The sequence below is a fragment of the Candidatus Merdisoma sp. HCP28S3_D10 genome (genome assembly GCF_052065835.1).
Lineage (GTDB): Bacteria > Bacillota > Clostridia > Lachnospirales > Lachnospiraceae > Laedolimicola.
The window spans coordinates 1-13027 of sequence record NZ_JBQHTG010000001.1; the positions used below are offsets into that span (position 1 = coordinate 1).

Here is a 13027-nt window from a genome sequence, read left to right on the forward strand (position 1 = left end):
CCCGTATTACTGTTAAAAGGTGTTCGTTCTTATTACTAAGAATCGAACTGTTCTTGAATTCATTCTCTTAGAATTTTCAAGGTTTACACTGTTCAGTTATCAAGGTTCGTTTTGATTTATCGTTGCCGCCTCACCGAAGCGACTTGATTATCTTATCACATTCATTCTCGTTTGTCAAGAACTTTTTTAACTTTTTTTGAAGAAGTTTTTCAAGTTCTTTGCTTCGCTTTGAAGTGAACCGCTGTCCCTCGCGACAGCTTCTATACTTTATCACGGGTGCAAGAGAATGTCAACACCTTTTTTCAAAATTTTTAAAACTTTTTCTTTTTTTTCTACAGTAGCTACAATTTTAGTAGCTAAACCGGGTGCTGAATTTCGTTTCTCCCACTTCCACCGGAAGCTCCTGATATTCTACGCCCTCAATCCGGATATAGGGCTGATTTTTCAGTGTGAGGATCAGCTGGGAAATCAAGGACTCCCGCCCCTGAACCTCCATCTCCACCCGTCCGTCGCTCAGGTTCCGTACCCAGCCGGTGAGCCCCAGGTTTCTGGCATAGTACGCCGCCTGATACCGGAAGCCCACGCCCTGGACACGGCCGGAAAAATAGATATGCTTTCTTACCATAATAAAATCCTTTCCCCTAGGCCTGCGCCCTGGCGTCCAGCTCAAACCAGAATTCCACGCCATTGTCATAATTGCGGACGCCGCATTCCCGGTGCAAGGAATCCATAATCGCCTTGACAATGGACAGACCAATGCCACTGCCGCCATATTCCCGGGTTCTGGCCTTATCCACCTTAAAAAATTTGATCCATACCTTGTCCAGATCCTCCTCCGGAATTGGCTGACCTGTATTAAAGACAGAAACTCTTACCAGCGAATCCTCCCTTTGAATCTTGACCTCAATGACCTTATCAAACTCACAATGATGGATCGCGTTGCTGATATAATTGGTTACGACTTCTTCTATCTTAAATTCATCTGCCCAGACATAGACCGGTTCCTCTTCCTTGAAAATCAGATGAATCTCCTTCTGCTCTATGAGAATTTTCGAGGAATTCAAAACATTCCGGATCAGAGCCACAATATCAAACCGCTCCATGGTAACCACGTCATTGCCAAACTCCAGCTGATTCAGGGACAGCAGATTTTTGACCATGGTATTCATCTTCTGTGCCTCGTCCATGATCACTTCACAGTAAAAGTCCCGACTCTCGGCATCGTCGTTGATACACTCCTTCAGCCCTTCCGCATACCCCTGAATCAGGGCAATGGGCGTCTTCAGCTCATGGGATACATTGGACAGGAATTCTTTGCGCATCTCGTCTATCTGGGTCTTCTGCTCGATATCCCGCTGCAGCTCATTGTTGGCCGTCTTCAGCTCGGAAATGGTTTTCTCCAGATTCTCGGACATTTCATTCATATGCGCTCCCAGCACGCCAATCTCGTTGTCGCTCCCGGAAGTAAACTTCGCGTTGAAATCCAGCTCCGTCATTCTGCGGGAAATATCCGTCAGCTCCAGAATCGGTTCGGAAATCCGCCTGGACAGCCACCAAATCAGGACTGAGCCAAAAACCATGGCCGTCAGCGCCACATAGATAAAAAACTGATTGGAGATCGCCGCGCTGTCCCGGATACTTTCGATCGCGGTCTGCATGATAAAGGGCTCGCCGGAATCCAGGGTTCCTACGATTTCCAGATAATCTGCCTGGGAAACACGGTCTCTGCTCTCCCGTATCGTATAATTTTCTTCTTTGTCTAGCACCGTAGAATTCTTCGTGTCAGCTTCAAAAATATAACCATACAGCTTCCGCTGCAGAATCTGGTAATCCCGGTTGGTCGCCAGCTTGGGCTCGCCGCTGTTATCCATGACAAAGATAGAGATATTGTCCGTATTGCAGATCAGCTCCATGCTTGTCTTAAACTGCTCATCGCCCACCAGACCGCCGCTGACCCCCTGGTTCAGGACCTCATAAGCGCTGACAATCGCTTTTTTCTTCTCCGACATATAGTAATCCTTCAGGAAAAAAGCGTTAATCAGACCAACGCACAGGAAGGCAACTGCCAGAACTGTGATAAAGATACCGGCCATCTGTCGTTTGATCGAATGCTTCATCGCTTATGCCACCTCGAATTTATACCCCATACCCCAGATGGTTTTGATCATGTCTCCTTTATCGCCCAGCTTGCTCCGAAGCTTCTTTACGTGGGTGTCGATGGTCCGGGCGTCCCCGAAATAATCGTAATTCCATACATTGTTCAGAATCTTCTCTCTGGAAAGGGCGATTCCCTGATTTTCCATAAAATAAGTTAAGAGCTCGAACTCCTTAAAGCTCAGATCCAGTTGTCTGCCGTCTACGGTCACAATATGGGCCGCCTTATCCAGAGAAATACCTCCGGCCTCCAGCACCTCCTCTGCTCCCCTGGCCGCTGTCCGGCGAAGAATCGCCTCCACACGGGCCACCAGAATCTTGGGACTGAAGGGCTTGGAAATATATTCGTCCACGCCCAGCTCAAAGCCCTGAAGTTCATCCCGCTCGTCAGATTTGGCTGTCAGCATAATAATCGGCACCTGGGAATAGGCCCGGATCTCCCGGCAGGTCTGCCAGCCGTCCATCTTCGGCATCATCACATCCAGAATCACCAGAGAAATGCCTTCTGTGCCAAAAAAGATATCCAGCGCCTCCGCTCCGTCTCCGGCCTCCAGCACTTCAAAATTCTGTTTTACCAGAAAGTCCCTTACCAGCTTTCGCATTCTGCTCTCATCGTCTACCACCAGAATCTTTATTTTATCCATTACAGCGTCCTCCTGCCCTGCTTCTTCCATAATAGAAATCTGCTTCCATTATCATTGATTTCTGCTTATTATAACAGAAAAATTTGATGGTTTTGTGAAAACAGGAGAAAAACTTTGTTACATACCACTCTCTATGGTTATCTGGCTTCCGTCCCTGAGTTTTTTCACTTTGATCTGCTGTGGAATACTTTCTTTCAGTTCTTCCCTGTGGCTGATAATCCCCACCAGCTTATTCGCTCCGGATAAATGAATCAGTACGCCCAACGCATCTTCCAGCGATTTTCGATCCAATGTTCCAAATCCTTCATCCACAAACAGCGCATCCATTTGAATACCGCCCAGATTGGAAGAAACCGTGTCCGACAGACCCAGAGCAAGGCTCAGGGAAGCCTTAAAGCTCTCACCTCCGGAAAGGTTGCCCACTGGTCTCCGATGCCCGGTATAGTTATCCAACACCTCCAGATCCAGAAAGCTGTTACTCTTCTTCCCGATAGAATCCCTCTGTCTGTACAGCTCATACTGTCCGCCGCTCATAGGAAACAGCCTCCGGTTCGCCGCCGCAATAATTCCATCAAAACCTGCTGCCTGCATATACTGCTCCAGGGTAATCTTGCCGTTGCCCGTAGTCCCTTTTACAAGTGCATACAGCTTTCTGGAAATCTGGTATTCCTTAGACGCTTTCTCAAAAGCGCTTCTCTGGGAAATGATACGGGTCTGTTTTTCAGAATTATTGACTATCCGATTTTCAAGTGTATTCACTGCCTCCTGACATTTCTTTACTGTCTGCTCCTGCAGGGTGCATACTTCCTTCAAGGCAGCCACATCGACCTTCTCCCTGCCTTGCGCATCTTTTTCTGCCTGGGAAAGCTGCTTTTCATTGAGCATCCATGCCTGCTTATAGCTCTGAATCCGAGTTTCCGTCCTCTGAAGATCCGCTTCTGTTGCCACGAACGCAAGGAATTCTTTCACGGTCTGGAACTTCTGCTTCTGCATCATATTGTCAAGCAGACTTTTTGCAGCTGTTTCCTCCTGTTTTTGTATCCCAAAGGCCTTTATGAGGCTCTCTAAAACAGCCTGCAGAGCAGTTACTTCTTCCTCCGTGCGCTGCTTTTCCTCCTGCCTTTGCTGAATCTCCTCTGCGATCTGTTGTGCCTCTTTGACTGCGTCTGTACAGACTTTCTCCGCTTCCTTCCAGGTGGCATAGCGCAGCTCGCTTAAGGATCCCAATAACGTCTTTGTCGCAAGCAGGCTGCTTTCTGTTTCACGCTTTTTGTCCGCCAGAATCTTTATCTCATCTGTCTGTTTTTCTACATTCTCCTGTATCTTCACAAGATCCTTTTCCACCTTTTCCAGTGCCGTACAGTCTGCCTGCAAAATAAGCAGCTGCTTCTGATTTATTTTTCTCTTTTCCAGGAGTGTCTCATTCGCAGTCTGCAGATGTTTCAACAATTCTTCAAGTGATTCCGCTTCCGATAGCTGTTCTGTCCCTGCCCGTTTCAGACATGATATGCTTTCCACCCTCAACTGCTTTTCCAGCTCTTCCAGTGCCGTTTTTTCTTTTTCTGCCTCTGTATTTGCCTGATTCTTCTGCTCCTGAAGCATAGACTCCTGTGTCTCAAATTTTTCAAATTCTTCTTCCGTAACAAACTGCTCCGGAAGCGCGGCCAGTTTCGGATGCTGCAACGAGCCACAGACCGGACACCTCTGTCCTTCTTTCAGGTCTTTCGCCAGAATTCCTGCCCGGCTATTTTCCAGTACCCGTTCTGCCTGCATACGTTTTTCCCTGGCAGCTTCATATTTTTCCCGGATCTCCAGAAATTTCTGCTGTTTCACGGCAAGCTTTTTCTCTCGTGCAGCTCTGTCCGGCATACGTTCCTCCAGGATCACTCGAATACTCTCTGCCCGTTCTGCAAGTTTTTCTTCCTTGTTTTTCTCCTCCTGCAGCTCTGTCGGTCTGGTCTTCAGTTCTTCCCTCGTTGTCTTTAGATTCTGTATTTCTGCTTCCAGATTTTTTTTCGAAGTTTCAAGAGCTGTTTCTTTTTCTTCCAATATCGTCTGGTCTTTTGCCAGCACTGCCATTTTTTCCTTTAACTGCTCTCTTTGCTGATACTTCTGCTTCTCTGCATTAATTTTATCGATCTCTTTCTGTAATTCTTTTGCCCTTTCCCTTTTTTCTTCTGCCTGTCCAAACTGTTCGGCTGCCGTCTTGGCCGTCTCCTTCGCCGTCCGAAGACTCTCTTCCTTGTTTTTGATCTCGGTTTCCGTAGAGCTTACGGTATCTGCTTTAGCCTTCCATGCAGCATACACCGGATACACTTCATGTGTAGCCGTCTTCTGTCTGCCTAACCGTTCTGTGATATCTCTGATCTCCTGCTCTCCGGAAATAAGGTTCTCTCTTTCTCTTTGAAATTTCAAAAATCGATCGATAAATTCATTATTAGTCCGGGCAGTTGCCAGGACTTCCTGTCTGGAACGAAGGTTTTCCTCCTCCATCTGAAGCCGATCTTTTTCCACAAGCAGTGTTTCTTTCTCTGACTGAATCAGACGCTCCAAAAATTCCAACAGCTCTTCCAGATTCCAGACGCTGCCTGATTCTCTGGCCTTATCCTGCAGTTCTGTCAGTTCACCTGACCACCTGTCATCCTCTGCCGCCGAAACATCCCCAAAATATTGAATGATGCTATCCTCTGTCTTCCGCTTGACTGCGTAACTGGCATCCATCCGGTCTTTCAGTTTGTATTCCATATTTTTATAACCATCCGTCATAAAAATGGTTCGGAGGATCTCGGTCCGCTGCTCTGTCTTTGCGTTCAACAGATCCTTAAATTCCCCCTGGGCGATCATGGCAATCTGCTTAAACTGCTTTTCGTCAATATGAAGCAGTTCTTTCACCGCAAGATTCACCTGGGTCAGGCCTTCAATGGGCGCTTTCCCTTCCTCGTATAATACCGCTTTTTCCTTCTCTGTAATGACACCCGTTCCCCTCTGTTTCTTTCTTTCATAGGAAGGCTGCCGCCAGATATGATACTTTTTTCCCTGATGGGAAAAATAAAAATCTACATAACTTTCCTCGGTATCTTTGGCATACTCACTTCTTAAATTCTTCGTATCCCGGTAGGAACCGCTGGTCGTGCCGTACAGGGCAAAGCAGATGGCATCAAAAATCGTTGTCTTACCGGCTCCTGTGTCCCCGGAAATCAGAAACAGCCCTTTTTCTTCAAATTGTGTAAAATCTATTTCCGGCATTGGCCCTGCATAGGGACCAAATGCGCTTAGGATCAGTTTACTCGGTTTCATAGATCACACCTGCCTCCCGTGCCGCCATTTTCATATAGTCCATCTCTTCTTCGCCGATCTCACACTGATACACAAGTCTGTAAAAATCGCTGATCAGCTCGGAAAAGGATTTATTTTCAACGATATGGGAAAGCTCCACCTGTTCCATCTCTCTGGTATGGGAATTATCATAATCGATCTTTACTGTATTCGGATAAATCTGCTGGAAGATTCCCATCACATCCCCTATGATTTCTTCATCGGTAAGAGTCGCATAGATAAAATCTCCTGTCGACTGTACATGTTTTTTATCCAACAATTCCCGGATTGGTCCTTTGATATGGCGCAGATCCCGAAGAGGGTTCAGCGGAATCAGTTCTGCCGATACCTGCCCCTTTTCTCCAAGCGTCATCAGAGGCACAGATTTTACATGATTTGCTTCGCTCAGAGAATATTTCAGAGGCGAGCCCGCATATCGGACCTCCTCTCTCCCCACTCTCTGCGGCAAATGGATATGTCCCAACGCCACATAGTCAAATGCGTCAAAACAGTCATAGCCGATCTTCTCCACCAGCCCTACGTTCTGTGTCCCGGCGCTCTCTGAGCCTGCCAGCGTCGGTTCTTCTGATTTTCCCGTCACAAACTGATGAGCCGCAATCACATTTCTCCGCTTCGGATCCACATCCGCCTGCTCCAGAATTCTGCGCACAGCAGCCTCATAAGAGTCTATCTTCTCATCCGGAAAATAATGCCGCACCTGGGATGCTTTCACAAACGGCAGCAGATACACATCCACTTCTCCCAGTTCATCTTTTATGACATATTTTTCCAGCTTTCCCTTATAAACGGAGCAGATATAAATCTGATTGGCGCGAAATAACTGGCTGCCATAATTCAGTCGATCATCCGAATCATGGTTTCCACTGATCAGGAATGTCTTCGCCCCCGTCTCTGATAAACAGTACAGAAAATAATCCAGCAGGTTGATGGCTGCCTCGCTGGGAATCGTTTTGTCATATACATCTCCAGCAATCAGCACCGCATCCACTGATTTTTCCCGAACTATACCAAGAATCTGATCCAATATATATTTCTGATCCTCGATCAGGTCAAATTCCCCCAGTGATTTGCCCAGGTGAAGATCGCCCAGATGCAAAAATTTCATATGCATTCTCCTTTCTCACTGTAAGGTTACGCTGTCACACTCCAGGTCACAACCCCTTATAAAGCAGGTTTCCCTTTTATAATTAACTGTAAAACACCGGAAAGCGGTTGTCAATCTATGTTACTGTCCAAATCATACACATATTCCGTAAATAAGCCAGTCTGAATAAAAATAAAGGACCTATGAAAACCGAAAGTTTTTCACACGTCCTTTTGTAGAATAAAAATTTTAATTTTGCTCTTCTATGATCACATCCGCAAAGCTTCCGTTCGCCGCCCGCATTAGATCCTCCGGGTTCACCTCCATCTGGGATCCCCGTCGTCCGCCGCTGACCATGATAGCCGGAAACTGTTTCGCGCTTTCGTCCAGAACCACCGGGAACTGCTTCTTCATACCGATACAGGTGCAGCCGCCCCGGACATATCCGGTCAGATCGGTTAGATCCTTTAGGGGCAGCATTTCGATGGATTTCTCATGGACAGCCCTGGCCGCCTTCTTCAGATCCAGTTCTGCCTCGATGGGAATCACGAATACATAGTGCTCCTTGCTCTTCGCCACCGTCACCAGAGTCTTGTATACAATCTCATGGGGCTGACCCAGCATATCCGCTACACTGACGCCGTCATGGAATTCTTCTCCATCGTAAGTATGTACCATATAGGAAATCTTCTTCTGCTCCAGAAGCCGCATGGCATTGGTCTTGATTTCCTTTTCTTTCTTTGCCATTTTTCCATCTCCTTCTTATGCCGCATTTTTGTCCGTTACGATATCTTCGGCTTATCGATAAACATCAGGCCGAAGCTGATGAGCAGCAGCACACAGGATACCCAGATAGCCCGGATTCCGATAGCCGCATGCATGGACATAACGCCGCCAAGTCCCGCGCCCAGGGCAAACAGAAAAATAATGCCGAAATAATAAAGCATCTGTTCTGCCTGGGAGGATTTGTGCTCCCGCACATAGCCGGAGAGCGCCGCAATACCGCTGCGGAGATTGCCGATACACATGGTGCTGGCGTAGGAATAGCCGTTGACCTTTCGGAAGGTCTGTACCTGCATGGCACAGGCAAAGGATACCAGAGCCGTCGCAACCATGTCAAGACTTGTGGGAATGAAGCCCACCACAAATAAAATGATGATTTCCAGAAGCAGGATTCCCTGCCGCCAGTGAAGCCGCTTTGCGTAGCGGAACCGGCCCTGAATCTGCTCGGCCACCCAGACACCTACCGCGAAGGCCAGGATCGGGAACAGATACCGCAGTCCCTCCATCCATTGGCCGCACATGAAATGCTGGCTCATCAGCACCACATTTCCGGTCTGGGCATTGGAAAATACTTCCTCTCTTGTAAAATAGGTATAAGCGTCCTGAAAGCCTCCGGACAGCGCCAGAAAGGCGCTGTTCACGAAGGCTTCGGACATTTGTTTTCCCTGTTCTGTTTCATGAATCAGAGACATCGTAGAAAAACCGTCCTTTCATTCTAGTTCTTTTTACTAGCCAGATAGGCTGCTTTTCCCTCATCATACAGATTTTTTCCCTCGCTGTCAATAATGACTACGAGCGGCATGTCTTCCACATAGAGCTTCCGAAGTGCTTCCGCACCCAGATCCTCATATGCGATCAACTCACATTTTTTGATACACTTCGCCAGAAGAGCCCCCGCTCCTCCGATCGCCCCAAAGTAAACACCGTGATACTTCTTCATGGCTTCCACCACTTCCGGAAGTCTGGCACCCTTTCCAATCATACCTCTCGCGCCCATGCTCATCATGGTCGGCGCGTAAGCGTCCATACGTCCGCTGGTAGTCGGTCCGGCGCTTCCGATGACCTGACCCGGCTTCGCCGGAGTCGGTCCCACATAATAAATTGTAGCGTCTTTGGGATCAAAGGGAAGCTTTTCTCCTCTTGCGAGAGCCTCGCACATCCGCTTATGACCCGCGTCTCTTGAGGTATAGATGGTTCCGGTCAGATACACGCTGTCGCCTGCGTGTAAGGTTTTTGCAAGTTCCTCCGTCAAAGGCAGCTGAATATGTCTTTCCATATTAGATCACCTCCGTCTTGTGGCGTGTTACATGACAGTTGATATTGACTGCACAGGGCATGCCTGCAATATGGGTCGGCATAGTCTCAATATTCAGAGCCAGAGCGGTGGTCTTTCCGCCAAAGCCCTGAGGTCCGATACCAAGCTCATTGATTTTCTCCAGCATCTCTTTTTCCAGATCTGCGTAATAGGGATCTGGATTGGGCTCCTCGGTATTGCGCATCAGGGCTTTCTTTGCCAGCAGCGCGCATTTATCAAAGGTTCCTCCGATACCTACGCCTACTACCATGGGCGGACAGGGATTCGGTCCTGCTGCCTCCACGGTCTCCAGAATAAAGCTCTTGATTCCCTCAATTCCCGCAGAGGGCTTGAACATCCGGATAGCGCTCATATTTTCGCTTCCGAAGCCCTTGGGGCCTACGGTTACTTTGATCTGCTCGCCCGGAACGATCTCCGTATACAGCATAGCCGGCGTATTGTCGCCTGTATTGCCGCGGCGCACCGGATCCTTTACAACGGATTTCCGGAGATATCCCTTGTCATAACCGCGGCGGACGCCCTCGTCTACCGCCTCTCTAAGATCGCCGTCTACGATATGTACGTCCTGACCGATCTCCAGGAATACACAGGCCATACCTGTATCCTGGCAGATGGGTACGTGCTCTTCTCCGGCAATTTCAAAGTTCTCGATAATTTTGTCCAATACCCCCTGGGCTGTCTCCCAGTCCTCACATGCTCTGCAGCGGTGGATAGCTCCCTTGATATCCTCCGGCAGTTCTTCGTTGGCCTTGATACACAGACGTTCTACTACATCTGTAATTTCTGAAGCCTTAATTTCACGCATGATACTTCACCTCCATATAGGTACTATAACACATCCTGATATATAACACAAATTGATAGGTTTTATGTATTGATAGCCTTATCCTATTCTTATAACAGCAGGCTGATAAACTGGCTGGCCAGAACCACCGCCACCAGGGCAATGGGATAGGTAGCCGCGTAAGCGCTGGCCACATCGTCGGTCTCGGTCACACGAATCAGGGTTCCCAGAGCCGGCGTACTGGTCATACCGCCGCAGATAGAGCCCAGGCAGTTAAACAGAGACAAATGCAGGACTTTTACCGCAAAGACGTAACCCAGCAGCATAGGCACCAGCGTCATCAGTGCTCCATACAGGAATAACAGGGCTCCCTGCTCCTTCAGGATCTCCACAAAACCTGCGCCTGCCTGGCTTCCCGCTCCCAGAAGGAACAGGGCAAGACCGAACTCCCGAAGACACTCCAGAACGTGCTTCTCCACCTGTACGCTCAGACGGCCGAAATGGCCGAAATGACCCAGAATCAATCCCGCGATCAGGGGGCCGCCGGAGGTTCCCAGGGCAAATACCGCGCCGCCCGGAAGAGGGATTTCAATTTTCGCCAGAATGATACCGAAGGCAATGGCCAGGGAGAAGGGGAAGAATCCCATACTGTCCGCATAGAATAAATCTTCCTTCTTGGTCTTATGGAACTCCTCCACGTCCACGCCTGCGGCAGCCTCGAACTTCGCCCGCTCTGCTTCCATATCGGTATGCAGAATTTTGGGAACCAGCTGGACAAAAAGCACCACGCCCACAACGCCGAAGGGATACGCAATTCCATAGCCTACAGAGGCTGCGTCAGATCCGGTCGCCTCCAGGGCTGCCGCCAGTCCCGGCGTACTGGTAAGCGCTCCGGTCATCATACCTACGCTGATATCCACCGGAATTCCAAATATCTTAATCACAGCCACACAGGTCATCGCGCCCGCGCCGATAACCAGAGCGCCCAGTAAAATATAGGACGTGGCGTTATTTTTAAAATTCCGGAAAAATTTCGGTCCGGCAATAAAGCCTACCGAAGTTACAAAACAAATCAACCCCAGCTCCCGCACCAGGGAGGGAATCTCTACTCCAAAGTGGCCGAAGACCAGGGCCACCAGCAAAATGCCGGCAGTCCCCAGCTCAAGGCCGCAGATTTTAATACTTCCTACCAGATAACCGATAACGGCAATCAGAAACACCATCATCAGCGTATTCGATAGTACGGACTCCTGAAACCATGTAATAATCCCCATAGCACAACCCCCAATTGCTGTCATATTCTGTCTGCTTCTCTTACTTCGGCATACCGAAGGTATAGTTGGGCAGCAGCATCGGAGAAACCTCGTTTGTATGCAGTCCCGCCTTTTCCAGCTCCTGTGCATAGCTCTTAAGATGATCAAGATTCATCGTTCCCAGCTCTACCTCTTTGCACTTGCGGGCTGCAGCCTTACCTGCGTTGCGGCCAAATACAATAATATCCAGAAGGGAATTGCCCATCAGACGGTTTCTTCCGTGGATACCGCCTACCGCCTCACCTGCTACCAGCAGATTCGGGATTACCTTGGTAAAGCCCTCGCCGCCGATCTCCAGACCGCCGTTCTGATAATGAAGGGTCGGATAGATCAGAATCGGCTGCTTTCTCATATCGATACCGTAGTTCAGGAACATACGAAGCATAGCCGGAATTCTCTTTTCGATGGTACCTTCGCCGTGAATCATCTCAATCATCGGGGTATCCAGCCAGATACCATAGCCGGTCGGCGTGGGAACGCCCTTGCCTCTGGCCGTACACTCCCGGATAATGGAGGCTGCGGACACATCGCGGGTCTCCAGCGGATGCATAAAGGCCTCGCCGTCCACATTGATCAGCATTGCGCCTACGGAACGAACCTTCTCTGTAACCAGCGCGCCGAAGATCTGCGCCGGGTAAGCCGCTCCGGTGGGGTGATACTGAATCGTATCCTGGTACAAAAGCGGCGCTCCCGCACGATAGCCCATCACCAGTCCGTCGGCGGTTGCTCCGTAATGATTGGAGGTTGGGAAGTTCTGATAATGCAGTCTTCCTGCTCCTCCGGTAGCAATGATAACGGTCTTGGCTCTCGCCACCTTGTACTCTCCGGTTTCCATATTCTGGAGGACGGCGCCTGCCACCTGTCCCTTATCATCCTTAATCAGCTCTACGGCTGCAGTGAAATCTACCACCGGAATCTGACGGTTCCATACCTCGTCGCGGAGAACACGCATAATCTCCGCTCCGGAATAATCCTTGCAGGCATGCATTCTCTTTCTGGAGGTTCCGCCGCCGTGTGTGGTAATCATCCGGCCGTCCTTGTCCTTATCAAACATAACACCCAGATCGTTGAGCCACTGGATGGCGTCCGGCGCTTCCATAACCAGACGGCGCAGCAGTTCCGGTCTGGCCGCAAAATGTCCACCGCCGAAGGCGTCCAGATAATGCTGCTGGGGAGAATCGTTTTCCTTATCCGCAGCCTGGATTCCGCCCTCTGCCATCATAGTGTTGGCGTCGCCGATCCGAAGCTTGGTCACCATCATAACATTGGCGCCTGCCTCATGTGCCTCGATCGCTGCGGAAGAACCGGCTCCGCCGCCGCCGATGATCAGAACGTCCACATCGTAATCCACGTTATTCAGATCAATCGGTACATTTAAAATCCGGCTGTTGGAATGGAGCAGGGTGCCAAGCTCATAGGGAGCCTTTTCTCCCTTATTGGGGCCGACCTTGATCTCCTGGAAGCCATCCTCCCGGTAATCCGGATGAAATTCCTTAAGAAGCGCGTCCTTTTCCTCTGCTGTCATTCTTCTGGGCTCCACGCCGATACGCTGTGCTCTTGTGGCCTCTACTTTTTTAATAGATTCCAACATTTCCGCTGTATACATAGTCCGCT

The 13027-nt window shown here is 49.3% G+C and carries 11 protein-coding genes; all 11 read right to left on the minus strand.

The window, feature by feature from the left end; all coding sequences use genetic code 11:
* Positions 1–349: 349 nt before the first annotated feature.
* The 11 genes from ACTNCH_RS00005 to ACTNCH_RS00055 all read right to left on the minus strand — a co-directional run bounded on the left by ACTNCH_RS00005 (position 350) and on the right by ACTNCH_RS00055 (position 13019).
* Positions 350–625, minus strand: a complete 276-nt coding sequence (locus ACTNCH_RS00005) for an acylphosphatase (RefSeq protein WP_441016101.1) — start codon at positions 623–625, stop codon at positions 350–352.
* A gap of 16 nt (positions 626–641) precedes the next feature.
* Complete coding sequence (locus tag ACTNCH_RS00010; protein ID WP_441016098.1) at positions 642–2117, minus strand: ATP-binding protein; 1476 nt, start codon at positions 2115–2117, stop codon at positions 642–644.
* Positions 2118–2120: 3 nt separating this feature from the next.
* Positions 2121–2798: a response regulator transcription factor gene (locus ACTNCH_RS00015; protein ID WP_441016095.1), complete on the minus strand. Its 678-nt coding sequence runs from the start codon at positions 2796–2798 to the stop codon at positions 2121–2123.
* Positions 2799–2915: 117 nt separating this feature from the next.
* Positions 2916–6095 carry an AAA family ATPase gene (locus ACTNCH_RS00020; protein ID WP_441016092.1) on the minus strand — a complete coding sequence of 1060 codons (3180 nt, stop codon included), beginning with the start codon at positions 6093–6095 and terminating at the stop codon, positions 2916–2918.
* On the minus strand, positions 6082–7239 hold the full coding sequence (locus tag ACTNCH_RS00025) for an exonuclease SbcCD subunit D (protein ID WP_441016087.1): 1158 nt from the start codon (positions 7237–7239) through the stop codon (positions 6082–6084). Before ACTNCH_RS00025 ends, ACTNCH_RS00020 begins: the two co-directional genes overlap by 14 nt.
* 228 nt (positions 7240–7467) lie before the next feature.
* Positions 7468–7965 (minus strand): Cys-tRNA(Pro) deacylase, encoded by a 498-nt coding sequence (ybaK, locus tag ACTNCH_RS00030; RefSeq protein ID WP_441016084.1) that lies wholly within the window; start codon positions 7963–7965, stop codon positions 7468–7470.
* Between the two features lie 35 nt (positions 7966–8000).
* Entirely contained in the window at positions 8001–8693 is a 693-nt protein-coding gene (locus ACTNCH_RS00035) for a YoaK family protein (protein ID WP_441016081.1), read from the minus strand.
* A gap of 23 nt (positions 8694–8716) precedes the next feature.
* Entirely contained in the window at positions 8717–9277 is a 561-nt protein-coding gene (locus ACTNCH_RS00040) for a Fe-S-containing hydro-lyase (protein WP_441016078.1), read from the minus strand.
* A gap of 1 nt (position 9278) precedes the next feature.
* A complete protein-coding gene (locus ACTNCH_RS00045; protein WP_441016075.1) occupies positions 9279–10121 on the minus strand; it encodes a fumarate hydratase in 843 nt (280 codons plus the stop codon).
* 89 nt (positions 10122–10210) lie between these two features.
* Positions 10211–11374, minus strand: a complete 1164-nt coding sequence (locus tag ACTNCH_RS00050; protein ID WP_441016072.1) for a permease — start codon at positions 11372–11374, stop codon at positions 10211–10213.
* A 40-nt stretch (positions 11375–11414) separates the two neighbouring features.
* Complete coding sequence (locus ACTNCH_RS00055) at positions 11415–13019, minus strand: FAD-dependent oxidoreductase (protein WP_441016069.1); 1605 nt, start codon at positions 13017–13019, stop codon at positions 11415–11417.
* Between the last annotated feature and the right edge of the window lie 8 nt (positions 13020–13027).

Excerpts from the sequence above, each read along its gene's own strand:
- ACTNCH_RS00015 (WP_441016095.1), bottom strand. The coding sequence starts at position 2,798 with ATGGATAAAATAAAGATTCTGGTGGTAGACGATGAGAGCAGAATGCGA.
- ybaK (WP_441016084.1), bottom strand. The coding sequence starts at position 7,965 with ATGGCAAAGAAAGAAAAGGAAATCAAGACCAATGCCATGCGGCTTCTG.
- ACTNCH_RS00005 (WP_441016101.1), bottom strand. The coding sequence starts at position 625 with ATGGTAAGAAAGCATATCTATTTTTCCGGCCGTGTCCAGGGCGTGGGC.
- ACTNCH_RS00010 (WP_441016098.1), bottom strand. The coding sequence starts at position 2,117 with ATGAAGCATTCGATCAAACGACAGATGGCCGGTATCTTTATCACAGTT.
- ACTNCH_RS00050 (WP_441016072.1), bottom strand. The coding sequence starts at position 11,374 with ATGGGGATTATTACATGGTTTCAGGAGTCCGTACTATCGAATACGCTG.
- ACTNCH_RS00040 (WP_441016078.1), bottom strand. The coding sequence starts at position 9,277 with ATGGAAAGACATATTCAGCTGCCTTTGACGGAGGAACTTGCAAAAACC.
- ACTNCH_RS00035 (WP_441016081.1), bottom strand. The coding sequence starts at position 8,693 with ATGTCTCTGATTCATGAAACAGAACAGGGAAAACAAATGTCCGAAGCC.
- ACTNCH_RS00025 (WP_441016087.1), bottom strand. The coding sequence starts at position 7,239 with ATGAAATTTTTGCATCTGGGCGATCTTCACCTGGGCAAATCACTGGGG.
- ACTNCH_RS00045 (WP_441016075.1), bottom strand. The coding sequence starts at position 10,121 with ATGCGTGAAATTAAGGCTTCAGAAATTACAGATGTAGTAGAACGTCTG.
- ACTNCH_RS00020 (WP_441016092.1), bottom strand. The coding sequence starts at position 6,095 with ATGAAACCGAGTAAACTGATCCTAAGCGCATTTGGTCCCTATGCAGGG.
- ACTNCH_RS00055 (WP_441016069.1), bottom strand. The coding sequence starts at position 13,019 with ATGTATACAGCGGAAATGTTGGAATCTATTAAAAAAGTAGAGGCCACA.